This is a genomic window from Bradyrhizobium sp. CB82 (assembly GCF_029714405.1).
GTDB lineage: Bacteria > Pseudomonadota > Alphaproteobacteria > Rhizobiales > Xanthobacteraceae > Bradyrhizobium.
On the sequence record NZ_CP121650.1, the window covers coordinates 3878352 to 3901747 of the forward strand.

Consider the following 23396-nt stretch of genomic DNA (forward strand, 5'->3'; position numbering starts at 1 on the left):
CATGAAAGCGAAACTTGGAATTGCCCCCATTGCCTGGTGGAACGACGATCTCGCCGAGCTGTCCGACGACGTGAGCCTGGAGGAGTGCTTGCGGCAGGCGAGCGTTGCCGGTTTTACGGGAATGGAGACCGGACGGCGCTTCCCTATGAACATGAAGGAACTCGGGCCGGTACTCGCCCGGTTTGGCATTTCCGTATGCGGCGGCTGGTTCTCTGGCCTTCTGCTCGACGGTGACATCGAACGGGAAAAGGACCGCGTTCGCGCCCAGATGGACTTCTTCATTGCGGCGAAGGCGCCCTGCATCGTCTATGGCGAAACTGCGCGCTCGATCCAGGGCAATCGCTCCGCGCCGCTCGATACCAAACCCAGACTTTCGGACGAGGAGATGAAGACCTATGGACGCAAGATGACTGACTTCGCCGAGTGGTGTGCCGGGCAGGGAATGCCGATCGCTTACCATCATCACATGGCTGCGGCGATCGAGACCGAAGCTGAACTCGACCTGCTCATGGCCAATTCCGGTGAGGCGCTACCGCTGTTGTTCGATGCTGGCCACATGGCTTTTGCCGGCGGCAACGTCTTGCGTGTCATCGACAAACATCATTCCCGCATCAGCCATGTGCATACCAAGGACGTCCGCAGCAGCGTCATCGACAAGCTCGACCGGAAGCGGGAGAGCTTCCTCGATGCGGTGGTGAAGGGGGCGTTCACCGTGCCGGGCGACGGCTCGCTCGACTTCGCCGCGATCATCGCCCGCCTCGCGTCCTACGGTTACGAGGGGTGGTTCGTCGTCGAGGCGGAGCAGGACCCGAAGGTCAGCCCTCCGCTCGAAATGGCCAAGAAAGGCCACGCGGAGCTGATGCGCTTGATGGCGTCTGCTGGATACGAGGTCGTGCAATGAACCCGACCGATCGGATGCCGCGCTCAGCTCTCGCCCTGTCCCGGCGGATTCATCTTGGTGCGAAGTCGGGAGGGGAGCTGAAATGAGCATCGGGATAGGAGTCATCGGGACAGGTGTAATGGGCGCCGAGCATGCTCGGATACTCCGACACGAGACTCCCGGTGCTCATCTTGCGGGGATTTTTGATGCCGACGCAGCTCGGGCGCAGGCAGTTGCATCTGGAGCAACCGTCTTTTCGGATCCTCAATCGTTGATCGCGTCGAATCGGATCGACGCGATCGTGATTGCGTCGCCCGACGCCACACATGCGGCGCTAACGCTCGCCTGCATCGAGGCGGGGAAGCCTGTTCTCTGCGAAAAGCCTTTGGCGTCATCGGCAGCAGATGCCCTGGATGTGGTGCAGGCGGAAGTCGCTTTGGGTCGCAGGCTCATTCAGGTCGGATATATGCGACGGTTTGACCCTGGCTATCGCGAGATCAAGCGCGTCAAGGATACCGGTGAATTGGGCGGCCCCGTATTGTTGCACAACGTGCACCGAAACGTTCGCGCGCCGGATTGGTTCAACGGTTCGATGGCCATCACGAATTCGTTCGTCCACGAGATCGACATCAGCCGTTGGCTTTTGGGGTCGGAGATGGTTTCTGCGCACGTGGAGGCGGGCCCCGGCGGCGAGCCCCTCATGATCACGATGAAAACCGACAAGAACGAGATTGTTTCGACCGAGGTTTTCGTGAACGCCAGCTACGGCTATCACGTCCATGTCGAACTGGTCGGACGGCAAGGCACTGTATCGCTGGCTCCGGCATCGCTGACGCTCTTGAACAGAGACAGAGCTGGCGGTCATTCGTATCCGGACAATTGGGTGCCGAGGTTCGAAGAGGCGTATCGCAGGCAAATGGCTGATTGGGTCAGCACGGTGAAGAGCGGAGCGGTGGTCGGCGCGAGCGCATGGGACGGCTATGTCGCCTCGGCCATCGCAGAGCAAGTCGCCGAGGCTCTCGCCGGAAATGGTGTGGCCGCCCTGAGATATGGGCCACGGCCCTCGCTGTATGACTGATTGGCGGCAGGCGGGCGCGGCTGCAACGCGAGTGATGGGAGAGGAAGCGATGATCAAGTATGCAGTCGTCGGTGCAGGCTGGATTTCGCAACAAGCCTTCTTGCCGGGAGTCGGACAGTCCACAAATTCAAAGGTTACCGCGATTGTGACGGGCGATCCGGACAAGGCTGCGCGGTTGGCGGATTTCCATGGTATTGGGCAGATTGTCGGCTATGACGGATACGATGCCCTTTTGAGAAGCTCTGACATCGACGCGGTGTACATTGCTCTTCCCAACCACTTGCATGCCGACTTCACCGTTCGAGCGGCTCGAGCCGGCAAGCACGTCTTGGTCGAGAAGCCGCTAGCCACGAGCGAACAGGATGCTCTCGCGATGATCGCCGCTGCCCGCGACGCCGGCGTGTTTCTGATGACTGCGTACAGGCTCCACAACGAACCGGGAACCGTTGCGGTACTCGAACATATCCGCAACGACGCGATCGGCCGTCCGCTCTTCTTTCAATCGGTGTTCAGTTTTCAGGCGCCGCCAGGGAACCACAGACTGAAAGCTGCGAGTTGGGGTGGACCGCTCCAAGACGTCGGGGTTTATTGCGTCAACGCGGCTCGTCACATCTTTGCAGAAGAGCCTGTCGAGGCAATGGCGATGGTGCAGCGACCGAACGATGACCCGCGCTTTCGCGAGGTGGAAGCGTCCGTCACAGCCTTGCTGCGTTTCCCTTCAGGCGGTTTGGCACAATTCGTCGCCAGCTTCGGGGCAGCCGCCGTCGACAATTATCGGGTCGTCGGGACGGCGGGCGATCTCGAACTCGACCCCGGCTTCAGGTTCGAGACTGCAACAAGACTACGTCTGCGCCGCGACGGTGCGGTCCAGGAAACGCAGTTTCCGCAAATCGACCATTTTGGCGCGCAGGTGGAATACTTTTCAGATTGCATCAAAACTGGAACGCCGCCCGAAGCTGATGGCGAGGAGGGGTTGGCGGACTTGCGCGCACTGCTCGCAATTGAAAAGTCTGCCCAGACGGGACAACCGCAGGCCATCGCATCCCGCCCGCGTGCCCGCCATCCAACGCCCGACATGGTGCGATTTGCGCCCGTAACCGATCGGCGACTGGTTTTCTGAGGCGTTACTTGCCGGTAACCGTTGGAATCCGCGGATTGATGTCATTTTTCTGTAGTCTGGCTGCCAGCGCTACCGTCAAAGCCTGTGCAAGGCACATCGGAGCGGCAAGTGAACGCGAAAATGTATATTCATGCTCTGGAACAGCGAACAGAACGCGGGCGCTCTTAGCCAGCGGTGACAACGTGCTGTCCGATATCGCAATGATGGGAACGCCATTGCGCCCGGCTTCCTCGACAACGTTGACGACCTCGTTTGCGTAGAATCGGAACGACACCGCAACGAGTACGTCCTTCTTGCGGATCGTACGCGCGATGTGCGTAGCAAGACCGCCGCCCGCGTCGAGCAACACGCAACGTTTGCCCAGCATGGTCAGGATGTAGCGAAGGAATTCAACGACGGGCGCTGAACGCAGTTGCCCGATCAGAAAGACCGAGTCTGCCTTCTCAAGCAGGCTCACCGATTCCGACAGAGCTTTCGGCGGAATGTCCGAGAGCATGTCCTGAAGAGAAGCAATGTCACGGACGACCAGGTCGCGCAGAAAACCAACTTCGCTACGATCCGCGCGCGCGCCGAGCTCGATTTCCAGAGCCTTGATGCGCGCCTCGAAACCCGGGGCGGCGGTTGACAAGCGCCGTTGAAATAACGCCTGAAGCTCCTTGAAACCTTCATAGCCAAGTGACTGGGCGAAGCGCACGAAGCTTGAAGCATGGATGCCGCAGCGATCGGCGATGGCGTTTACCGACAGAACCGCGACATCATTCGGGTTCTGGGTCAGATAAGTGGCTATCTTTTGATAGGACTTGCTCATGTCATCGTAGCGATCGTGGATGACACGGATCAATTCCTCATAGTCTTCCGGTGTCCTCACGTCCTGCATTTAAGGTGCTCTCATCATTGGTTTCATCGTGTGCAGATGCTGACAAGTTCACTCTCGTTCGGAAGGCCGTCGTCCGTAATAAGTCGGCACTGCCAGGCATCTGTAGGTCAACTATCCAGCAATCCCGCTGACAATTACCGGACGGGCTAAAGACCCGAAGAGACTCACGCACCCTCGCATCGCCATCTCTGGCGGCGGAGCAGAAATCATCGATAGCGTCGGCGAACAATTATTGACACTTTTGCATATTCGCAATAACTCTTGCAAGTAAATCGAACATTCGTCGGCGGGAGGATACGGTGGCGATCAAATTCGCATTGCTCGGGTGCGGGCGCATTGGCGTCTTGCACGCCCGGAATCTTGCCAAGGCGGAGGGGGCGCACCTGGAGACGGTATTCGATCTGAACACGATCGCAGCCGAAGCGGTCGCCAGAGCGCATGGCTGCGGGGTATCCGCAAGCGTGGAAGATGCGATTGGCAAGGCCGACGCGGTTCTGATTGCGACATCGACTGCCACGCATGCCGATCTGATCGAACTTGCGGCAAAGGCCGGCAAGGCGATCTTGTGTGAGAAGCCGATCGATCTCAGTCTCGATCGGGTGCGGGCATGCCGCAAGGCGATTGAAGGCTGCAACGTACCAATTCAGATTGGCTTCAATCGCCGCTTCGACCCCGGGCACCGCGCCGCGCGCGACGCCTGTGCCGCGGGCAAGATCGGGAAACTTGAGCAAGTCGTCATCACATCACGCGATCCGGGGATGCCACCGCGAGGTTACACCGCGGTCTCGGGCGGTATCTTCCGTGACATGACGATCCACGATTTTGACGTGGCGCGTTTCATGTTGAACGACGAGCCGGCCGAGGTCTTCGCGACCGGCAGTGCGCTTGTTGATCCCACCATTGGAACGGATTTCGGCGACTTCGACTCCATCATGGTGATCATGCGCACTGCTGACGGAAAGCTGTGCCACATCAACAACTCCCGCCGTGCTGCCTTTGGCTACGATCAGCGGATCGAGCTGTTTGGCAGCGAGGGCATGGTCATCTCGGACAACAAGAAGGCGCACGAGCTGAGATTTTATGGCTCGACCACCAGCGATGCGGCCGAGCCTTACCTCAACTTCTTTATCGAACGCTACGCAGAGGCCTACGAAGCGGAGATCGGCGCATTCATTGCCGCCGTTCGCGATGGTCGGCCGACCCAGGCGACTTTCGACGACGGTTACCGCGCGCTCGCGCTTGCGGAGGCGGCAGTCGAGTCCGCCAGGACCGGCAGGAAGGTCGATGTCCGCAATCTCGCGTGATGTTGAACGTGCCTTCGAGCGTCGAGAGGCGGTAGCGGCACGCCAAGCAGCGCTCCAACCGACTCTTGGAGAACCGAAATGACTTCGATGAACGGGAAGATCGCGATTGTCACGGGCGGTACGCAGGGGCTCGGGGCCGCGATCGCCAAACTCTTCGCCGAGCGCGGCGCGAAGGGCATCGTCACGTGTGGCCGTGACGAGACGAAGGGACGGGCAAAGGCCGATGCAATCGCCGCTGCCACGGGCGCAGCAGTGGTATTTGTGCGCGCTGACCTGACAAAGACGGAGGATTGCGCCAGAGTCGTGGCTGAGGCGGACCGGGCCTTCGGGCGCGTCGACGCCTTGGTGAACGCCGCGGGCGACACCAGCCGCGGCACCATCATCGATACGAGCCCCGAACTTTTCGACCGGATCTTCGCTGTCAACACGCGTGCCCCGTTTTTTCTGATGCAGGATACGATCAAGCTCATGCGCCGCGACGGGGTCCAGGGTACGATCGTCAACGTCTCTTCAATGTCGGCGATGGGGGGCCAGTCCTTCATTGCTGCTTATTGCGCATCGAAAGGGGCGCTCGACACGCTGACGCGAAATACGGCTCATGCGCTGCTGCGCAACCGCATCCGTGTGAACGGCCTCAACATCGGCTGGATGGCCACGGAAGGCGAGTTCAACACGCAGCAGGTCTACCATGGCCGGTCTGCCAACTGGCTCGAAGGAGTCGCGGCGCGGCAGCCCTTCGGCCGATTGCTCGATCCCGTCGAGGTCGCGCGTGCCGTCGCGTTCCTGTCCTGCGATGAGTCCGGAATGATGACGGGAGCCACGATCAACTTCGATCAAAGTATCTGGGGCGCCTACGATACGTCACCGCACCCGGACGCGCCGCTCTGAGTCGTTCCGAGGCCAAAGCCCTTTCTCTGTGACGAGCGGGCGGCGGTCTACTGCCTGGCTTGGTTCATTGCATCGCTGCTTTCGCAAATCGCATCGCAATGCCGGCCACTTTTCGACGATCTTCAATGCCAGGACTGAAAGACGGGACGGCATCGCGCCAGGCGAGCTGGACGTGGTCTCCTACACTCCCGATGTCCACGCGTCCTGGCCAAGCCGCAATGAACGGCCCTGCAGGGACCGCCGCCAGCATGTGAAATAGGTGTTGCGGGATTACAGTTGATGCAATATTGGTTGCAGAAAAGGGCGATGTGAAGCGGCCGGATAGTGCCGCCACCGCAGGGAGGGAACGCGCGTGGCTTTGCTCGATGTGCGGAGCATCTCGAAGAGCTTTGGCGCCATTCGGGCGCTGCACGACGTCAGCTTTTCGGTCGATGCGGGGGAAGTGGTCGGGCTGATGGGCGACAACGGCGCCGGCAAATCGACCATGGTGAAGCTGATTGCCGGAAACTTCCCGCCGACCGAGGGCGCCATCGTCGTCGACGGCAAGTCGTGCCATTTCCACCGGCCGATCGAAGCGCGGGCCGAGGGCATCGAAGTTGTCTATCAGGAGCTCGCGCTCGCCGACAACCTGACCGCCGCGGAGAACGTCTTCCTGGGGCGCGAAGTCAAGATGGGTTTCTGGCCGTTCCGCATCCTCGACAAGCAGTCGATGATCGGGCGCGCCGGCGAGCTCTTCGCCGAACTCAAATCCGAAACGCGTCCCCGGGACCTCGTGAAGAAGATGTCGGGGGGACAGCGCCAGGCTGTTGCGATTGCCCGGGCCCGGCTGTCTAATGCCAAGCTGGTCCTGATGGACGAGCCGACCGCGGCCATTTCGGTGCGACAGGTCGCCGAAGTGCTCGAGCTCATCCGTCGGCTGAAGTCTCGGGGAGTATCGGTGATGCTGATCAGCCACCGCATGCCTGACGTGTTTTCCGTCTGCGATCGTATCATCGTGCTCCGGCGTGGCTCAAAAGTGGCCGACAAGGAAACCGCGACGACCTCGCCGGAGCAGATCACCGGCCTGATTACGGGGGCGATCCGTGAAGCCTAGTTCTGCCAAAGTGATAGAAGAAACACACGCCGCAATCAGTGACGTCGTCAGCATTCGCGAGCAGACGACCTTCCAGCGCCTGGTGACCAATCAGGCATTCTGGGTCGCAGCCGCACTTCTGGTTCTGGTGATCTTCATGACCTGGCTGGAGCCGAGCTTCGGCACAGCCGACAACGTAACGAACATCACGCGCAACTTCGCTCCGCTGGCGATCATGAGCCTCGGCATGACTGTGGTCATCATCACCGGGGGCATCGATCTGTCCGTCGGCTCGGTGATGGGACTCGTTGCCATCGTCACCGGGTTGCTGCTGACCTGGCATTATTCCTGGTACGTCGCCTTCGCAGCCGGACTCCTCGCGGGACTGGCGTGTGGGGCCTTCAACGGCTTCTTCGTTGCCTATGTTGGCATGCCGTCCTTCGTCGTGACGCTCGGGATGCTGTCGATCGCGCGCTCGCTGGCCGTCGTGCTGTCCGGCAACCAGATGCTGTACCAGTTTGGTCCGGATGCGCCGATCGTCAGGGCGATCGGCCAGGCGAAATGGCCGCTCCATGCGCCAGCTGGCTGGGCGCCACGTTGGATTGCGGAGCTCTCGTCCCATTTCTGGGTGATGCTGATCCTCGCCCTCATTCTCGGCGCCGTCTTCATGTTCACGGCCTGGGCGCGACACCTCTATGCGATCGGCTCCAACGAGAGCGCCGCGCGCCTGACCGGCGTGCCGGTCGACTGGATCAAGTTTCAAGCCTACGTGTTTTCGTCTTTCACGGCCTCCGTCGCCTCGCTGCTGCTCCTCGGCTACAGCGGCTCAGCAATCAACGCGATGGGGACGGGCTACGAGCTCCGTGTGATCGCCGGCACGGTCATCGGCGGCGCCAACCTCATGGGCGGCTATGGAACCGCCTTCGGCGCCGTCATCGGCTCGGCGTTCCTCGAGGTGATCCGTAATGCGCTTCTGATGGCCGGCATCGATTCGAATTGGCAGGGCGCCTTCGTTGGTATGTTCATCGTCATTGCCGTGCTTGTCGGCATGCAGACGAGTGGAACGTCGCTTCTTGCTACGATCCGCGAGTGGGTTGTCTGGAAGCGTAGTTAGGAATCCGATGGAAGTAGGATCGGAGACTTGGAATCAACAAAAAGGGAGGAGAAACGTGCATAAGCATCTATTGATGGCCGCCGTGGCGTTTTCAGCGCTGATGGGTGGACAGGCCTGCGCGCAGCAGAAGTTTACCTTTGCGCTCGTTCCCAAGAACATGAACAATCCGTTCTTCGATCAGGCGCGGGACGGCTGCAAGAAGGCGGAAGCCGAGTCCAAGGGCGCCTTCCAGTGCATGTATATCGGCCCCGGAGAGCATGGCGGCGGCGAGGAGCAGGTGCAGATCGTGCAGGACCTCGTGGCCAAGAAGGTGGACGGCATTGCCGTGGCACCGGCCAACGCGGCAGCGATGGCCGTTGCGCTGCAGGCCGCCAAGGGCGCGGGCATCCCCGTGTTGACCTGGGACTCCGACGTTCTCCCCGAGAACAAGGATCTGCGCCTCGCCTATATTGGCACGCACAACTACGAGATCGGCGTCAACATCGCCAAGATCGTGCAGACCATCAAGCCGAAGGGCGGCACGATCTGCATCCAGTCCGGCGGCGCCGCGGCAGCCAACCACAACGAGCGCATGAAGGGCATCCGTGACACGCTGGCCGGCAAGGAGTCTGCCCAATCGCCCGGGGAACGGCTGACCGGACAGAATGGCTGGAAGGAGATCGACGGCTGCCCGCTCTACACCAACGACGATTTCCCTCTGTCGGTGCAGCAATTCCAGGACATCATGGCAAAGAATCCGTCCCTGGACGCGTTCACGCCGACGGGCGGCTTCCCGCAATTCGTGCCGGACGCTAACCGCGCTGCGGTCGCGCCCTTCAAGGACAAGATAGCCAAGAAGGACTTGGCATTGGTTGTTGCCGACACGCTGCCGGTTCAGATCGATCAGATGAAGGAGGGGCTGTCGCTCGGCCAGGTCGGACAGCGTCCGTTCGAGATGGGCTACAAGACCATGTTCGCTTTGAAGGACGTCAAGGAAGGCAAGGCTGCGCCTAAAGATCCGACCTATACCGGCCTCGACGTCTGCACATCCAAGAATGTCGATACCTGCATCGCCAAGTAGTCCGTTCGTGACGGCAGCGGGCTAGAGAGCCTGGCCCGCTGACCTTCCACAACGATGCGGCGGCGCGCCGTCTATCGCGCTCGATGACTCGAATTGCCGAGTTGGGCCGGTGGGGCGATCGAGTGACGCGAGGCAAAATCGACCAAAGCGGTTCGCGTGGCGCTACCCGGCTCCAGCAATTCCTTGTGCGTGCCGAACAGGGTCACCGCGACCTCGATCTCTCCCTGCCAGTTCGTGATTGCGGACGAAATCGCGCTCAAGCCCGGAATGAAACGTCCGTCAACATAGGCGACACGCTCGCGGCGGATTTTCGTCGTCAATGCTTCGACACTTGTCGCGTCGGGATTGAGATCCGGCCAGCTCACGCCAGTGGTCGCCGCTCGCTCGAGTTCGTGGTGCATCCGAGCCGCCAGTTGCGGGTAGGGCAGGTACGCGAGGAAGATGCGTCCGGTCGCGGAGTCCAATAACGGAAAGGTGCTGCCAAGACCGATCGACGTCGTCGTCAGATTGGGACCTCTCTCCAGCCTGACGACCGTCGGGCCATTGTGGCTCCAGACCGCAAGCAACGCGGCCTGACCCGTCGCCGCGGCCAATTCCTCGAGCTCGTCGGACGCTCGGACGACGAAGTTGTTCCGGCTGATTGCCGCAACGCCCAGCTCTGCCGCTTCGCGTCCCAGGTCATAGCGGCCGGAACGCTCCTTCTGTACGGCAAGGCCCGCATGAATGAAGCTCGCGAGATAGCGGTGGACTTTGCTTGGAGGCATTCCCGCTTCGCGCGCGATATCCGATAGCGCCGCCGGCCCATCGAAGGAGCGCAGGACTCGGAGAACCGAAAGCGCGGCGTCGAGAGCCTGGATGCCACCGGGAGCCGTCCCGCCGCCCTCTTCGCCAGTGTCTTTCGCAGGCTTGCGCTTCATTTCAACAGTTCCCTGAACTCGGGCGGCACGTTCGCGCCGCGAAGTTCACCCGTATCCGTGAGCGAGGCCCAGGCGCGCTGTTCGAAGCCGCCGGCGACCTGCACGTTTCCCACCGACAGCTTGTAGTCGATTCGAAACCGCCGCTCCCGCCACTCCGCCACTTCCGCGCGCACCACCAGCTCATCGTCGTAGCGGGCAGGCCCGATAAACTGGGCAGCGACATTGACGAGCGGCGTGACGCTGTTGAAGCGCCGCCGCAGCTCGCGTTGGCTCAATCCATGCCTGCGCAGCCAGCGCTGATAGGTGCAGTCAAGCCAATAGAAGTAGTTGGGATAAAAGACGATTCCAGCCTCGTCGCAATCGCCCCACTCGATCGTAAAAGCTGTTTCGAACATCCGAAATCCTCCCGTCGTTTGGCACCAGGCCCGCACCTTAGCCATGCCGCTAGGTTTGCATATAATAAAAATCATTCCACAACATGTAAGACAATATTGCATTTCCAGAAATGATTTGCATAATACGCAAATACGGGCGGCAAGCAAAAGTAACAGGGAAGGAAGGTCATGCGGCTCAGTCGCATCGCTGTGCTGGGGGGAGGTCCTGCGGGGCTATACTTCGGCTACCTATGGAAACGCCGGCATCCCGAGGATCAGGTCGACGTCTTCGAGCAGAATCCCGAAGGGGCCACCTGGGGATTCGGAGTCGTCTTCTCTGACAAGGCGCTCGACTTCCTGCGCGCCGATGATCCAGAAACAGCGGACGCCGTCTCGGCCGGCATGGAGACATGGCGCGATATCACGCTCGTTCATCGCGGCGAGCGCATCGTACTCGACGGCGTCGGCTTCTCCGCGGTCGGGCGGCTCGACTTCATCACGCAGCTGACCGAGCGCGCACGATCCGCTGGCGCCAATCTCCGGTTCGGCTCGCCCGTGCGCTCCGTCGACGAGCTGGCAGGATACGATCTGATCGTGGCTGCCGATGGCGTGAACTCGCTGGTCCGAAGGGCCTACGAGGGCGACTTCAAGACCTCCCTTTCCTACGACGACAACAAGTTCGCCTGGTACGGAACCACGAAACGCTTCGAGACGCTGACGCAGACTTTCGTCGAAACCGAGCTCGGCAGCTTCAACGCCCATCATTACCGGTACTCTCCGACGATGAGCACGTTCATCGTCGAGTGCGATCGCGCGACCTGGCTGCGCGCCGGCTTTGCGGAGAAGACTGAGGAAGAGGGCAGGGCGATTTGCGAGAAGGTGTTCGCCGACACGCTCGAGGGGCATCCACTCGTCAACAATAAGTCGATCTGGCGGAATTTCCCCTGGTTGTGGAACGATCGCTGGTCCCACCGCAACATGGTGCTCGTCGGCGACGCGCTCCACACCGCGCACTTCTCGATCGGATCGGGCACGCGCCTCGCGCTCGAGGACGTCATCGCCCTCGTCAATGCCCTGGACAATGAACCACGTGATCTCCGCCGTGCGCTGGAGGCTTACGAGACCGCACGCCGCCCCGTAGTGGAAAAGCTGGTCAAGGCCGCAAGAACGAGTGCGGCCTGGTACGAGCGCTTTGCAGCGCACATGAAGCTGGCGCCACTGGATCTTGGCTATAGCTACATCACCCGCTCTGGCCGGATCGACGACAGTCAGCTCCGCGCAATGTCGCCGCGCTTCATGGCGCGTCACGACGCGAATTCATTGACCTCCATCAATTCGCGATAGCGAGGAACTCTCTCATGACGGACGGAATGGATCTGATTCTTATGGAATCGATCGTGGATCACGTCTCCGACGATGCTCCCGGGGCGCAGGAGATCGGTTTCGAAATTCCCGAGTGCTACAACGCCAGCGAAATCCTGTTCGACAACCTGAAGGCGGGGCGTGCCGACAAGGTTGCCGTCTACGCCGCTGCCGGCAACACCAGCTATGGCGAGCTGTGCGTCAGCGCCGCCAGGGCCGGAAACGGCCTCAGCTCGCTCGGACTTGCCGCGGGCGATCGTGTGCTACTTCTGCTCAACGATACCGCAGCCTATCCCGCGGTGTTCTTTGGGGCGATCCGCGCCGGCTTCGTGCCGATGTTGATCAACACTCTTTCGCCGAGGGACCTCATCGGCTTCTACCTTCGGGATTCGGCTGCGCCGGTCGCGATCGTCGACGCCGAGTACGCTTCCCTGTTCGACCAGGAAACCACCGCGGGAACGCGGTTGCGCACGCTCATCGTTCTCAACGGCGACGCCGCGTGTGAGCCGTCCTCGATCAATGTGCTGAATGGCGATCATTGGTTCGACCGGTTTCCATCCGAGTTGGAGGCCGCACCCACGCGCCGCGACGACATGGCGTTCTGGATGTACAGCTCGGGCAGCACCGGCCGGCCGAAGGGCATCGTGCATCTGCAGCACGACATGGCCTACACGGCCGAGAGCTTCGGCCGTCATATCCTGGCAATCGAAGAGAACGACATCTGCTTCTCCGTACCGAAGATCTTTTTCGCCTATGGCTTCGGGAATTCGATCACGTTTCCGTTCTCGGTCGGCGCAAGCACGGTCCTTCTCGCCGGTCGGCCCGAGCCGGGTGCCGTTCTCGACCTGATCGAGCGGTTCAAGCCGACGCTCTTCTTCGGCCTGCCGACGCTCTACAACGCGCTGCTCCACCATCCGCGTATCGAGTCTGCCGACCTGTCGAGCGTGCGTCTGTGCCTGTCAGCAGCAGAGGTGTTGTCGCAGGACATTTTCACCGACTGGAAGCGACGTTTCGGACTCGAGATCGTCGAAGGGCTCGGATCGACCGAGGTCCTGCACATCTATCTTTCGAATACGCACGCGCAGAAGAAGACCGGAACCGCAGGCAAGCGCGTTCCCGGATACGAGATCCGGCTGACCACGCCCGAAGGCGAGCCCGTCGTCCAAGGCCAAGAAGGCGTCATGTGGATACGCGGTCACTCCAACGCACCTTGCTACTGGAACAGGCCGGACAAGACCGCGCAGACTATGCGCGAGGAGGGGTGGATCTGGACCGGCGACAGGCTCGTCGAGGACGCCGACGGATTCTTCACGTTCGTCGGTCGCGTCGACGACCTCATCAAGGTGAGCGGCCAATGGATCTACCCGCTCGAGATCGAGCTCTGCCTGTTGCAGCATTCGGCAATCCGGGAATGCGCGGTCCTCGGACTGGAGCTGCCCGATCGTCGCATGACGACGAAGGCGTTCGTCATCCTTCGGGACGGTCATGCGGCCAGTGAAACGCTCACGCGTGAGCTGCAGGATTACGTCAAGTCGAAACTGCTCCCCTACAAATATCCGCGCCTGATCGAATACCGGTCCGAATTGCCGAAGACCGGAACGGGCAAGATCGATCGTCAGCAACTGCGCAATGCGCCATTGGACGCATGAGCGCGCCTGCTCTCCAACCGCATTGTCACCGGCCTAGAAACCCAAGCTCACTGGAGTTCGTGATGTCCACTGCGAAGACCATCGACGTGACCGAAATCATCGAACAGGCGCGGTTCGGACGCCTCCAGTTCCTGATTCTCGTTCTCTGCGGGTGGATTGCCATGCTCGACGGCTTCGACACGCAGGCGATCGCCTATGTCGCGCCCGTCACCGCCGAGCAATGGGGGATCGCGATGGCCGGCTTCGGTCCGATCTTCGGTGCGGGCCTTGCCGGCCTCACGGTCGGCGCCTTTGTCCTGAGCCCCGCGGCCGATCGGTTCGGCCGAAAGAACGTGATTCTGCTCTCCGTGCTGCTGTTCGGCATTTTCGCGCTCGTCACTGCGCGCGCCACCACGCTGAGCGAACTCCTGGTCTATCGCTTCCTGACGGGCATCGGCCTCGGCGGCGCCATGCCCAATATCATCGCGCTGACCAGCGAATATGCGCCGAAGCGGATGCGCGCGCTGCTCATCGCCATCATGTTCTGCGGCTTTCCGCTGGGCTCGACGATCGGCGGCGTGATCAGCGCGCCTCTCATCGGCGCGCTTGGTTGGCACTCGGTCTTCGTCTTGGGAGGCATGCTTCCGCTGGTGACTTTGATCGCTCTGTCCATCTGGCTGCCCGAATCGATCCGCTTTCTGGTGACGCGCGGCGTCTCCGGCGAGCGGATCGCAAACCTGCTCGCAAGGCTCGACCCGGCCGCCTCCCAGGCGGCGGCAAGCCGCTATGTCATGCCTCCCGCGCAAGCGTCAGGCTTTCCGGTGGCGAAGCTTCTTGCCGAAGGCCGCGCATCCATGACGCTGCTGCTCTGGGTCGCATTCTTCATGAACCTGCTCGTCATGTACTTTCTCGTGAACTGGATGCCCTCGCTGCTCAAGGCGAGTGGCCTGCCGCTCAACATCGCGATCCTCTCGACGGCGGTGTTGAACGCCGGAGGCGTCGTGGGCGCGATCGTTCTCGGCCGCTTCGTCGATCGGCTCGACCCGTATCTGGTGCTCGGCGGCGCCTATTCCGCCTCCGCGCTCTTCATCGCCGGCATCGCATTCGGATCGGCCAATGTCTGGACCCTGATGATCTCCACCTTCCTCGCGGGATTCGGCGTGGTGGGTGCGCAGATCGGCATGAACGCGCTTGCAGCCAGCCTCTATCCGACCGAGATCCGATCCACCGGCGTGGGCTGGGCGCTGGGCGTGGGCCGCATCGGGTCGATCATCGGCCCGGTCGCGGGAGGCATTCTGCTCGGCTTCGGGTGGACTGCGCAGTCCGTCGTGCTGACGGCGGCGGTCCCGGCGCTGCTGGCGGGACTGGCGGTGATCGGGCTGCGCAGACGAGAGCCATCGCTCAAGCTCGTGCCGTCAACCGCGACGCTTCATCATTGACAGCGAGGCAGACAATGTCCCAACAAGCAATCATGGCGCCCACGGCCGACACGCCGGAGCGGCGTGCCTTCTACGACAAGATCGACAAGAAGAACTTGACGGCCCTGTGGCTGTCGCTGGCCGATCTCGTGACTGCCGAGCCGAGGAGCGCCTGTCGAGCAGCCTCGTGGCGCTTCCAGGACATCCGCGCGTACATGCTTGAGGCCGGTGGTCTCATTACGGCAAAGGAGGCCGAGCGGCGCGTTCTGGTGCTGGAAAACCCGGGCCTCCGCGGACAGTCCAAGATCACCACCGATCTCTATGCCGGTGTGCAACTCGTCATGCCGGGTGAGGTCGCGCCGGCCCACCGCCATACCCAATCGGCGCTACGCTTCATCCTGGAGGGCGAAGGCGCCTACACGGCCGTGAACGGCGAGCGTACGATCATGCACGAGGGGGATTTCATCATTACGCCGCCATGGGCCTGGCACGACCACGGCAATCCCAGTCCCGATCCGGTCTTCTGGCTGGACGGTCTCGACATCCCGGTCATTCAGATGCTGGATGCATCATTTGCAGAACATCTCGATGTAGACGAACAACCGATCACCCGGCCGGTTGGCGACAGTGACGCCCGCTATGGTCATAACCTCCTTCCCGTCGATCACAGGGGAGGCGGTGGCACGTCGCCGGTGTTCAATTATCCCTATGCGCGAACGCGCGAGGCGCTCGAACGCTTGCGCCGCGCCGCTGCCTGGGACCCATGCCACGGCCTCAAGATGCGCTACACCAACCCGATCACGGGCAATCATGCCATGGCCACCATGGCGACCTTCATCCAGCTCCTGCCGAAAAATTTCGCAACCGCGACTTACCGTTCGACCGACGCGACGGTTTTCGTGCCGATCGAGGGCAAGGGCCGCAGCGTCGTCTCGCCACGATCCGGCGAGGACATTGTGATCGAGTGGAGCAAGCGGGATGTCTTCGTGGTCCCCTCCTGGCATCGCGTGCGTCATGAAGCGCTCGACGGCGACGCAGTGATTTTCTCTTATTCGGATCGGCCCATTCAGGAAGCGCTACATTTGTTCCGGGAGGATCGCGGCAATGCGTGACGACATGACCAGCCCTGATTTTGTTCTGCCCCCGCCGCCGCATGCCTCGGTCGCGGTCCACAACTCGACGGCGCGCTTTCCGGTACGCCGCATCATCTGCGTCGGCCGCAACTACGCGGCTCATGCGCGCGAGATGGGACGCGATCCTGACCGCGAGCCGCCGTTCTTCTTCATGAAGCCCGCGGATACCGTTGTGGATGACGGCACGACCGTTCCCTATCCGCCGCAGACGAAGAACTTCCACTATGAGATCGAGTTGATCGTCGCGATCGGGCAGGGCGGGGCCGATATCCCGCTCCAACGTGCGCTCGATCACGTCTGGGGCTACGGCGTCGGCATCGATCTGACCCGTCGCGATCTTCAGCTCCAGGCCCGTGAGCAGGGCCGTCCCTGGGACTGGGGCAAGGGTTTTGACCTCTCGGCGCCGATCGCCCCGCTGCGACCGGTCTCGGCAGTCGGCCATCCAAATGCCGGGCGCATCTGGCTTGCCGTCGACGACGTCATCAAACAGGACTCCGACATCTCGAAGCTGATCTGGCCCGTGCCCGACATCATCTCGATCTGCTCGCAGTCGATGGCACTCAAATCCGGCGACATCATCATGACGGGTACACCAGAGGGCGTCGGGCCGGTGCAGCGCGGGGAAGTCATGACTGGCGGGATCGAAGGGCTCGGCGAAATCAGGATATCGGTCGAATAGATCGGTTGGTGTTGGCCAGCCAGCAAAAGAAGCACTGCGCCGAATGTAGCTTTCGGCGCGGTGCACCAGCTGTGACTTCGCTACTATCTCTTCAAGTTTTTCAATGAATTAGAAGCGGTCGCGCCGCCTTGCGGTTTCGCACGGCAGTGATCGGAGGCGTGTTGCCCGCCGAATGAAATGCGCGCGTGACGATCGCCGCGAATTGCTTGCCGTCGCCCCGCATTCCAACCCTGCGCAACGACGATTGACAATCAATTATTACATGTCTAAAAATATGCAAATTCATATAATTTGAGATGCCTGAATGGACACGCATCCGCTCAAGCTCAAGGTGCAGTCGGTCGTTGCGGAGACGTCGGTCATTCGCAGCCTTGTGTTCGGCGTGGAGGGCGGTGCTGTCCCACAATGGCAAGCGGGCGCGCACATCCGCGTGTTGCTGCCGAACGGGCAAGACCGGCCGTATTCTCTGATGGCTTTGCCGGGCCTGCCTGGAGACACCGTCGCGCTCGGGGTGTTGCGCGAGGAGATGTCGACCGGCGGCTCGCAGTTCATGCATGCGCTGAAGACCGGCGACATCGTGAGAGCGACCGCGCCGGTCAACAATTTCCGTCTGCAAGAGGGAGCCTCGCCGGCGCTGCTGCTGGCCGGCGGCATCGGCGTCACGCCGATTCTGTCCATGGCCGCGGAGCTGAACGCGCGGGAAGTTCCATACCGCCTGCACTACGCCGGACGAACGCCGGGGCGGCTGGGCTTCCTGCCGCAGTTGCGGGCGATCTGTCCAAAGGGCTTGTCCGTTCATTACGACAGCGACGAGTCGCGCCTGGACATCGCGGCGGCGCTTGGCGATGCGCCCGCAGACGCCCACGTCTATGTCTGCGGCCCTGCCGGCATGATCGACGCGGTGAAGGCGGGCGCCCTCGCCATTGGCATCCCGGCAGATCGTATCCATTTCGAGCTGTTCAAGACCGAGCAACCCGGCTCTCCCAACAGGCCATTCGAGGTGGAGCTCAAGTCGACAGGGCAGATCATCACGGTTGCGACCGATCAGAGCATCATCCAGGCGCTGGAAGCGGCGGGGCTCGATGTTCTCTACGACTGCCAGCGGGGCGATTGCGGCATCTGTCAGTGCGGCGTGATCGCAGGCGTGCCCGATCATCGCGACGTCATTCTCAGCGACGACGAGAAGGCGTCCAACAAGGTCATGCAGATCTGCGTGTCGCGTGCGAAATCGGAACGGCTCGTATTGGATCTCTGAGGGGGCAAGGGACGCCATGGCGAAATACGGAAACAATTCTCGCGCGATCGAGGCGCTGGTGCGCGAGGCCGAGGTGCACCGCGACGTCTATGTCGATCCTGAAATCTTCGAGCTCGAGATGGAGCATCTGTTCCCGAATAGCTGGATCTATGTCGGGCATGCCAGCCAGTTGTCGAAGCCCGGCGATTTCATCACCGCCAATATTGGCCGGCAGCCGGTGATGGCGAGCCGCCATGGCGACGGCTCCATCCACCTTTTCTACAATCGTTGTCCGCACAAGGGCGTGAAGATTGCCTCCGAACCCTGCGGCAATACCGGTAAATTTTTCCGCTGTCCCTATCATGCCTGGTCATTCAGGACCGACGGATCGCTGCTCGCGATCCCCCTGAAGAAGGGTTATGAGAACACCGGCTTCGCCGAGACCCAGGCGAACGAGGGGCTGTCGAAGATCAAGAACGTCGTCATCTATCGCGATTTCATCTTCGCGCGCCTGAGCGAAAGCGGTGTCTCCTTCGAGGACTATTTTGGCGAGAGCCTTTCGACGATCGACAACATGGTCGACCGGTCGCCGGAGGGGAAGCTGGCGGTCGAGGCCGCGCCGATCCGTTACATGCACACCTGCAATTGGAAGATGCTGGTCGAGAACCAGACCGATACCTGCCATCCCATGGTGGCGCATGAGAGCTCGGCCGGCACCGCCGTCAAGGTCTGGAGGCTTGAGCACGGCGACTCCACGGAGACGCCGATGGCAGTGCAGCTCTATGGGCCCTTCATGAGCCCGTATGAGTTCTACGAGCAGAGCGGCATCCGGATCTGGCCCAACGGCCATGGCCACACCGGTGTCGCCAATTCCATCCATTCCAACTATTCGGACATCGAAGGTTATCTCGCCCGGATGGTTGCAGCCTATGGCGAGAAGCGGGCGCACGAGATCCTGGGAGAGGTCCGGCACAACACCGTCTACTTCCCGAACATCATGGTCAAGGGCGCCGTCCAGATCCTGCGCAACTTCATTCCTATCGCGGTGGACAAGACGCTGGTCGAGAGCTGGGTCTATCGCCTAGTCGGTGCGCCCGACAAGCTCTATGAACGTGCGCTCATGTACAACCGCTTCATCAACGCGCCGACCTCGATCGTCGGGCATGACGATCTCGAGATGTATGAGCGGGCCCAGGAGGGGCTGAAGTCCAACGGCAATCAATGGGTCAATCTGCGCCGGCTCTACGAGAGCAATGAAGAGCAGGATGTTACTGCAGTCATCAATGGCACGTCGGAGCGCCAGATGCGGAACCAGTTTCATGCCTGGGCCAAATTCATAACCATGGACATGGATCAGCGCGTCGAGGCCGCGGAATGATCGACGAGAAAACCATCGCGGACTTCATCTATCGGGAGGCTGAGCTGCTCGACACCATGCAGTGGCAGGCGTGGCTTGATCTGTTTCACCAGGAGGGGCGCTACTGGATGCCCCTGGAATGGCAACAGCAGGATCCGGTGCTCCAGCCGTCATTGATGTACGAGGATCTGCTCCTGCTCAAGGTGCGCGTCGAGCGGCTGGCCGGCGAACGCACCTTCAGCCAGAAGCCGAAGAGCCGCTGCCACCACCTGCTCCAGGCGCCGCGGATCGTCGCATGCGACGAGGCTGCCGGCGTGTTCAAGACGCGGACCTCTTACATCTACACCGAGACGCGCGGCGATATGCTGGAGCGTTATTCGGGGTGGGCGTCGCACGAGCTTGTGCGGTCCGGCGATGGCCTCAAGATTAAGCTCAAGCGCGTCGATCTCGTCAATTTCGACGCACCGTTCGGCAACATCCAGCTCTTCATGTGAGTACGCCTTGACCGCTGCGACCACAGTCCATGCCCGCTTCCGCGAGATCGCGCTCCGCCGGGGGGAGGCCGGCTTTCTCAACGTGTTGCCCGAGACGGCCGACATCTACGGCATCGCGGCCGGCGAGATCTCGTATCGCACCATGCTCGAACGGGTGGAGCGTCGGCGAACGGCGTTTGCCGGCCGCGGCTATGGCGAAGGCCATCGGGTCGGGCTGCTGCTCCAGAACAGGCCGGTCTTCGTCGAGCTGTGGTTCGCGCTGAATGCGCTGGGTGTTTCCGTGGTGCCGATCAATCCGGATTTGCGGATCAGCGAGCTCGAATACATCATCGCGCATTCCGAAATGAATGCGGCCTTCGTCCTCGCCGAGCGGCGCGACGAGGTCGAGACGGCAGCGCACCAGGCCGGGCGGCCGATTCCCGTGGTGACCGACAGCGGCGAGATTCCAGCACCGTTCGGCGGCGCGCGGCCGACAAATGCAGGCGACGGCTCGACCGAATGCGCGCTGCTTTATACGTCGGGGACGACCGGCCAGCCCAAGGGCTGCGTGCTCACCAACACCTATTTCCTGCATTCCGGAAACTGGTATCGCGATGTCGGCGGGCTGATCGATCTCAGAAGCGAGGGCGAGCGGATGATCACGCCGCTGCCGCTGTTCCACATGAACGCGATGGCGGTGTCGCTGATGGCGATGCTGTCGGTCGGCGGCAGCCTGACCATGCTCGACCGGTTCCATCCACGCACCTGGTGGGCGTCGGTGCGGGACAGCCGGGCGACCTGCCTGCATTATCTCGGCGTCATGCCCTCGATGCTGATGAGCGCGCCGCCGTCGGCGCAGGATCGCACGCACACCGTGCGGTTCGGCTTCGGCGCCGGCGTAGACAAGCTCCTGCACGCGCCATTCGAGCAGCGCTTCGGCTTTCCGCTGCTTGAGGCCTGGGCGATGACGGAGACCGGGAGTGGCGGCGTGATCGCCGCCAATGTCGAGCCGCGCAAGGTCGGCACAAGCTGTTTCGGCCGTCCGGCGCCCGAAGTCGATGTTCGGATCGTCGATGATGGCGGCAACGATGCGTCCGTGGGAACGCCGGGTGAGCTGTTGGTGCGGCGGGCGGGTGCCGACCCCCGCTACGGCTTCTTCAGGGAGTATCTGAAGAATCCGGAAGCTACCGCCGAGGCCTGGAAGGACGGATGGCTCCATACCGGGGACATCGTGGCGCGCGATGCGGATGGTGACCTCCATTTCGTCGATCGCAAGAAGAACGTGATCCGCCGCTCCGGCGAGAACATCGCCGCGGTCGAGGTCGAATCCGTTCTGAACCGCCATCCCGCGATCCGGCAGGCCGCGGTCGCGGCGACGCCCGATCAGGTTCGCGGCGACGAGGTCGCGGCGGTGGTCATCGCCAAGCTGCCCGGCGCGGGCCGCGCGCTTGCCGAGGACATCGTGCGATGGAGTCTCGAGCAGATGGCCTATTACAAGGCGCCGGGCTGGATCTGCTTCGTCGATCAACTCCCGCTGACCGCAACGGAGAAGATCCAGCGCGGCGGGTTAAAGGACTTCGTCGCGACTCGGATGCGCGAAGGCGCGTTCCACGATCTCCGTGACCTCAAGAAGCGGCAGGTCTGACCATGAGCGAGATCCGCACCACACTCATCACCGGGGGCAATTCCGGGATCGGCGAAGCGCTCGCCAAAACGCTCGTGGAGAAGGGGCAGCGCGTCGTCTCGGTCGGGCTCGAGAAGCCTGACTGGACGCATGATCTGCTCACGGCCTATCGCGCGGACCTGACCAGCATCGACGAAACGCGTGCGATTGCGCAAGAAATCTGCCGGGATCACGTCATCGACAGTCTCGTGCACAATGCCGGCGTGATCCTGCCGAACCTGCTGCCCGATGCGAAGCCGGAAGACGTCTTGACGCTTGCGCAATTGCATCTGGGCGCGCCGATGCTGCTGACCCAGGCTGCGCTGGAGGGCATGCGTTCGCGCCGCTTCGGCCGCATCGTCTTCGTCAGCTCGCGAGCCGCGATGGGCGCGGTCACGCGCTCGGCCTATTCCGCGACGAAGGCCGGCGTGCATGGCATGGCGCGGACCTGGGCGCTGGAGCTGGCGTCGAGCGGGATCACGGTGAACGTCGTCGCGCCGGGCCCGATCCTGACCGACAATTTCTGGAGCATCATCCCGAAGGGCTCCGAGCAGCAGGACCGAATGGCGGGCAACGTTCCGGTCGGGCGGCTCGGCTCCCGCGAGGACGTGGCGCATGCGATCGGTTTCTTCCTCGACGAGCGCTCGGACTTCGTGACCGGACAAGTGCTCTATGTCTGCGGCGGCACCAGCCTCGTCGGCCTCGGCCCTTGATACCGATCAGATTTGGTTCTGGCGGATGTTCTCGACCATCTTGGCCAACACGCGCGCGCACACCTCGATGTCATCGGGGTCGATGCCCGCGGTGAGCCGGTCATAGTTCTTCTCCATGATCGGCCAGATCTTTCGCAGGAGAGCTTCACCATCCGCCGTCAATCCAACGACGCGACGACGCTGGTCCTCCTCGGCGATCTCGCGCCTGACGAGGCCCGATGACACCATCGACTCGACCATGCGGCTCGCCGTCGATTGCTCGGTAACTGCGAGAACGGCAACCTCGTTCACGGTCAGGGTCTTGTAGATGAACAGTACCGACAGCGTCCGGAATACGACGTTGTTGATGTTGTGCTCGCTCAGATCGCGGTTCTGATCCAGGTTCCAGCGATTGGCGAGGCGGTTGAACAGATAGGGAATATAGCTCTGTAGCTGCTCCCGGGTCCGCGGTGGACCGGATTTCCATCTGCTCCTGGATTCTTTGGCCATTATTTTCTGCGACTCTGCTTCTTGCTCTCGGTGCGAAGTTTTGAGGAGAGGGACCGCAACACCGAAAGCGCAGCCTCCAGCTCCTGGGCGGGGATACTCTCGAGCCGTTTGCTGAGATGCTTCTTGTGCACGTCGGCCGCCTTCCGGAACAGCGCTTCGCCCTTCGGCGTCAAGCGCACGATGAACGACCGGCGGTCCTCACTCGACATTTTCTTGCTGATGAGATCGTCGGCCAGAAGGCGCTGCACCAGCCCCGAAACGTTGCCTCCGGACACTTTCAAGTTCTGCGACAACTGTCCGAGCGCCATTCCGTCGCCATAGCGATCGAGTTGGGCCAGCACGTCGAACTTTGCCAACGACAAGCCAAACTCCGAGTGCAGCATGGAATTCAGAGACGCAAAGAACTCGCCATGCAGGGCCAGCAGTTGAAGCCAGAGCCGGGTTTCAATCTGCCCGAACACGGGACCAATGCTCTCTTTGAGTGCTGCCGGCATCGCATAACCATCGCGTACAGAGTGTCTCGTTGAGGGGAAAACTACCGCTGGTCTTTTCCTCCGATTAAC

23 protein-coding genes are annotated in these 23396 nt (G+C 61.7%); 18 read left to right on the forward strand and 5 right to left on the reverse strand.

All coding sequences use genetic code 11. The annotated features are described in order from the left end of the window. Position 1 precedes the first annotated feature (1 nt). The 3 genes from iolE (at position 2) to QA640_RS18615 (ending at position 3078) form a co-directional block, all read left to right on the forward strand. Positions 2-901, forward strand: a complete 900-nt coding sequence (iolE, locus tag QA640_RS18605) for a myo-inosose-2 dehydratase (RefSeq protein WP_283042032.1) — start codon at positions 2-4, stop codon at positions 899-901. A 118-nt stretch (positions 902-1019) separates the two neighbouring features. Next, the gene (locus QA640_RS18610) at positions 1020-1958 is read left to right on the forward strand and encodes a Gfo/Idh/MocA family oxidoreductase (RefSeq protein ID WP_349253732.1); all 939 of its coding nucleotides are present in this window, start codon (positions 1020-1022) and stop codon (positions 1956-1958) included. A gap of 49 nt (positions 1959-2007) precedes the next feature. Further along, on the forward strand, positions 2008-3078 hold the full coding sequence (locus QA640_RS18615) for a Gfo/Idh/MocA family oxidoreductase (RefSeq protein ID WP_283042034.1): 1071 nt from the start codon (positions 2008-2010) through the stop codon (positions 3076-3078). A 4-nt stretch (positions 3079-3082) separates the two neighbouring features. Here QA640_RS18615 and QA640_RS18620 read toward each other — a convergent pair whose 3' ends face one another. Next, entirely contained in the window at positions 3083-3955 is an 873-nt protein-coding gene (locus tag QA640_RS18620; protein ID WP_283042035.1) for a MurR/RpiR family transcriptional regulator, read from the reverse strand. 299 nt (positions 3956-4254) lie between these two features. Here QA640_RS18620 and iolG point away from each other — a divergent pair, with 299 nt between their 5' ends. From iolG to QA640_RS18645, 5 genes are all read left to right on the forward strand, one after another. Continuing rightward, entirely contained in the window at positions 4255-5259 is a 1005-nt protein-coding gene (iolG, locus tag QA640_RS18625) for an inositol 2-dehydrogenase (protein WP_283042036.1), read from the forward strand. Positions 5260-5337: 78 nt separating this feature from the next. Next, positions 5338-6147, forward strand: a complete 810-nt coding sequence (locus QA640_RS18630; protein ID WP_283042037.1) for an SDR family oxidoreductase — start codon at positions 5338-5340, stop codon at positions 6145-6147. A gap of 352 nt (positions 6148-6499) precedes the next feature. Continuing rightward, a complete protein-coding gene (locus QA640_RS18635; protein ID WP_283042038.1) occupies positions 6500-7240 on the forward strand; it encodes an ATP-binding cassette domain-containing protein in 741 nt (246 codons plus the stop codon). Beyond that, the gene (locus QA640_RS18640) at positions 7230-8333 is read left to right on the forward strand and encodes an ABC transporter permease (protein WP_283042039.1); all 1104 of its coding nucleotides are present in this window, start codon (positions 7230-7232) and stop codon (positions 8331-8333) included. The genes QA640_RS18635 and QA640_RS18640 overlap by 11 nt, the downstream gene beginning before the upstream one ends. Positions 8334-8388: 55 nt before the next feature. Then, positions 8389-9393 carry a substrate-binding domain-containing protein gene (locus QA640_RS18645; RefSeq protein ID WP_283042040.1) on the forward strand — a complete coding sequence of 335 codons (1005 nt, stop codon included), beginning with the start codon at positions 8389-8391 and terminating at the stop codon, positions 9391-9393. A gap of 71 nt (positions 9394-9464) precedes the next feature. Here QA640_RS18645 and QA640_RS18650 read toward each other — a convergent pair whose 3' ends face one another. Both QA640_RS18650 and QA640_RS18655 read right to left on the reverse strand, forming a co-directional pair. After that, positions 9465-10310: an IclR family transcriptional regulator gene (locus QA640_RS18650; protein ID WP_283042042.1), complete on the reverse strand. Its 846-nt coding sequence runs from the start codon at positions 10308-10310 to the stop codon at positions 9465-9467. Next, complete coding sequence (locus QA640_RS18655; RefSeq protein ID WP_283042043.1) at positions 10307-10705, reverse strand: acyl-CoA thioesterase; 399 nt, start codon at positions 10703-10705, stop codon at positions 10307-10309. Before QA640_RS18655 ends, QA640_RS18650 begins: the two co-directional genes overlap by 4 nt. Before the next feature lie 168 nt (positions 10706-10873). On the opposite strand from QA640_RS18655, the gene QA640_RS18660 reads away from it, so the two are divergent. The 10 genes from QA640_RS18660 to QA640_RS18705 all read left to right on the forward strand — a co-directional run bounded on the left by QA640_RS18660 (position 10874) and on the right by QA640_RS18705 (position 22344). Then, positions 10874-12028: an FAD-dependent monooxygenase gene (locus QA640_RS18660; RefSeq protein WP_283042045.1), complete on the forward strand. Its 1155-nt coding sequence runs from the start codon at positions 10874-10876 to the stop codon at positions 12026-12028. Positions 12029-12069: 41 nt separating this feature from the next. Beyond that, positions 12070-13695 (forward strand): benzoate-CoA ligase family protein, encoded by a 1626-nt coding sequence (locus QA640_RS18665; RefSeq protein ID WP_283042825.1) that lies wholly within the window; start codon positions 12070-12072, stop codon positions 13693-13695. A gap of 62 nt (positions 13696-13757) precedes the next feature. Continuing rightward, the gene (locus tag QA640_RS18670; protein ID WP_283042046.1) at positions 13758-15113 is read left to right on the forward strand and encodes an MFS transporter; all 1356 of its coding nucleotides are present in this window, start codon (positions 13758-13760) and stop codon (positions 15111-15113) included. 14 nt (positions 15114-15127) lie between these two features. Further along, the gene (gene gtdA, locus QA640_RS18675; protein ID WP_283042047.1) at positions 15128-16204 is read left to right on the forward strand and encodes a gentisate 1,2-dioxygenase; all 1077 of its coding nucleotides are present in this window, start codon (positions 15128-15130) and stop codon (positions 16202-16204) included. Beyond that, positions 16197-16904 (forward strand): fumarylacetoacetate hydrolase family protein, encoded by a 708-nt coding sequence (locus QA640_RS18680; RefSeq protein ID WP_283042048.1) that lies wholly within the window; start codon positions 16197-16199, stop codon positions 16902-16904. The genes gtdA and QA640_RS18680 overlap by 8 nt, the downstream gene beginning before the upstream one ends. Before the next feature lie 304 nt (positions 16905-17208). After that, a complete protein-coding gene (locus tag QA640_RS18685) occupies positions 17209-18159 on the forward strand; it encodes a PDR/VanB family oxidoreductase (protein ID WP_283042049.1) in 951 nt (316 codons plus the stop codon). Between the two features lie 16 nt (positions 18160-18175). Further along, positions 18176-19516: a Rieske 2Fe-2S domain-containing protein gene (locus tag QA640_RS18690; RefSeq protein WP_283042050.1), complete on the forward strand. Its 1341-nt coding sequence runs from the start codon at positions 18176-18178 to the stop codon at positions 19514-19516. Then, the gene (locus QA640_RS18695) at positions 19513-19989 is read left to right on the forward strand and encodes an aromatic-ring-hydroxylating dioxygenase subunit beta (protein WP_283042051.1); all 477 of its coding nucleotides are present in this window, start codon (positions 19513-19515) and stop codon (positions 19987-19989) included. The genes QA640_RS18690 and QA640_RS18695 overlap by 4 nt, the downstream gene beginning before the upstream one ends. A 7-nt stretch (positions 19990-19996) precedes the next feature. Beyond that, entirely contained in the window at positions 19997-21613 is a 1617-nt protein-coding gene (locus tag QA640_RS18700; RefSeq protein WP_283042052.1) for an ATP-dependent acyl-CoA ligase, read from the forward strand. Between the two features lie 2 nt (positions 21614-21615). Next, entirely contained in the window at positions 21616-22344 is a 729-nt protein-coding gene (locus QA640_RS18705; RefSeq protein WP_283042053.1) for an SDR family oxidoreductase, read from the forward strand. 6 nt (positions 22345-22350) lie between these two features. On the opposite strand, the gene QA640_RS18710 is transcribed toward QA640_RS18705, so the two are convergent. Both QA640_RS18710 and QA640_RS18715 read right to left on the reverse strand, forming a co-directional pair. Next, positions 22351-22833 (reverse strand): MarR family winged helix-turn-helix transcriptional regulator, encoded by a 483-nt coding sequence (locus QA640_RS18710; protein WP_283042055.1) that lies wholly within the window; start codon positions 22831-22833, stop codon positions 22351-22353. Next, on the reverse strand, positions 22833-23327 hold the full coding sequence (locus tag QA640_RS18715; protein WP_283042056.1) for a MarR family transcriptional regulator: 495 nt from the start codon (positions 23325-23327) through the stop codon (positions 22833-22835). Before QA640_RS18715 ends, QA640_RS18710 begins: the two co-directional genes overlap by 1 nt. Positions 23328-23396 lie beyond the last annotated feature (69 nt).

Excerpts from the sequence above, each read along its gene's own strand:
- iolE (WP_283042032.1), top strand. The coding sequence starts at position 2 with ATGAAAGCGAAACTTGGAATTGCCCCCATTGCCTGGTGGAACGACGAT.
- QA640_RS18610 (WP_349253732.1), top strand. The coding sequence starts at position 1,020 with ATGGGCGCCGAGCATGCTCGGATACTCCGACACGAGACTCCCGGTGCT.
- QA640_RS18615 (WP_283042034.1), top strand. The coding sequence starts at position 2,008 with ATGATCAAGTATGCAGTCGTCGGTGCAGGCTGGATTTCGCAACAAGCC.
- QA640_RS18620 (WP_283042035.1), bottom strand. The coding sequence starts at position 3,955 with ATGCAGGACGTGAGGACACCGGAAGACTATGAGGAATTGATCCGTGTC.
- QA640_RS18630 (WP_283042037.1), top strand. The coding sequence starts at position 5,338 with ATGACTTCGATGAACGGGAAGATCGCGATTGTCACGGGCGGTACGCAG.
- QA640_RS18650 (WP_283042042.1), bottom strand. The coding sequence starts at position 10,310 with ATGAAGCGCAAGCCTGCGAAAGACACTGGCGAAGAGGGCGGCGGGACG.
- QA640_RS18655 (WP_283042043.1), bottom strand. The coding sequence starts at position 10,705 with ATGTTCGAAACAGCTTTTACGATCGAGTGGGGCGATTGCGACGAGGCT.
- QA640_RS18660 (WP_283042045.1), top strand. The coding sequence starts at position 10,874 with ATGCGGCTCAGTCGCATCGCTGTGCTGGGGGGAGGTCCTGCGGGGCTA.
- QA640_RS18665 (WP_283042825.1), top strand. The coding sequence starts at position 12,070 with ATGGAATCGATCGTGGATCACGTCTCCGACGATGCTCCCGGGGCGCAG.
- QA640_RS18670 (WP_283042046.1), top strand. The coding sequence starts at position 13,758 with ATGTCCACTGCGAAGACCATCGACGTGACCGAAATCATCGAACAGGCG.
- gtdA (WP_283042047.1), top strand. The coding sequence starts at position 15,128 with ATGTCCCAACAAGCAATCATGGCGCCCACGGCCGACACGCCGGAGCGG.
- QA640_RS18680 (WP_283042048.1), top strand. The coding sequence starts at position 16,197 with ATGCGTGACGACATGACCAGCCCTGATTTTGTTCTGCCCCCGCCGCCG.
- QA640_RS18685 (WP_283042049.1), top strand. The coding sequence starts at position 17,209 with ATGGACACGCATCCGCTCAAGCTCAAGGTGCAGTCGGTCGTTGCGGAG.
- QA640_RS18690 (WP_283042050.1), top strand. The coding sequence starts at position 18,176 with ATGGCGAAATACGGAAACAATTCTCGCGCGATCGAGGCGCTGGTGCGC.
- QA640_RS18695 (WP_283042051.1), top strand. The coding sequence starts at position 19,513 with ATGATCGACGAGAAAACCATCGCGGACTTCATCTATCGGGAGGCTGAG.
- QA640_RS18705 (WP_283042053.1), top strand. The coding sequence starts at position 21,616 with ATGAGCGAGATCCGCACCACACTCATCACCGGGGGCAATTCCGGGATC.
- QA640_RS18710 (WP_283042055.1), bottom strand. The coding sequence starts at position 22,833 with ATGGCCAAAGAATCCAGGAGCAGATGGAAATCCGGTCCACCGCGGACC.
- QA640_RS18715 (WP_283042056.1), bottom strand. The coding sequence starts at position 23,327 with ATGCCGGCAGCACTCAAAGAGAGCATTGGTCCCGTGTTCGGGCAGATT.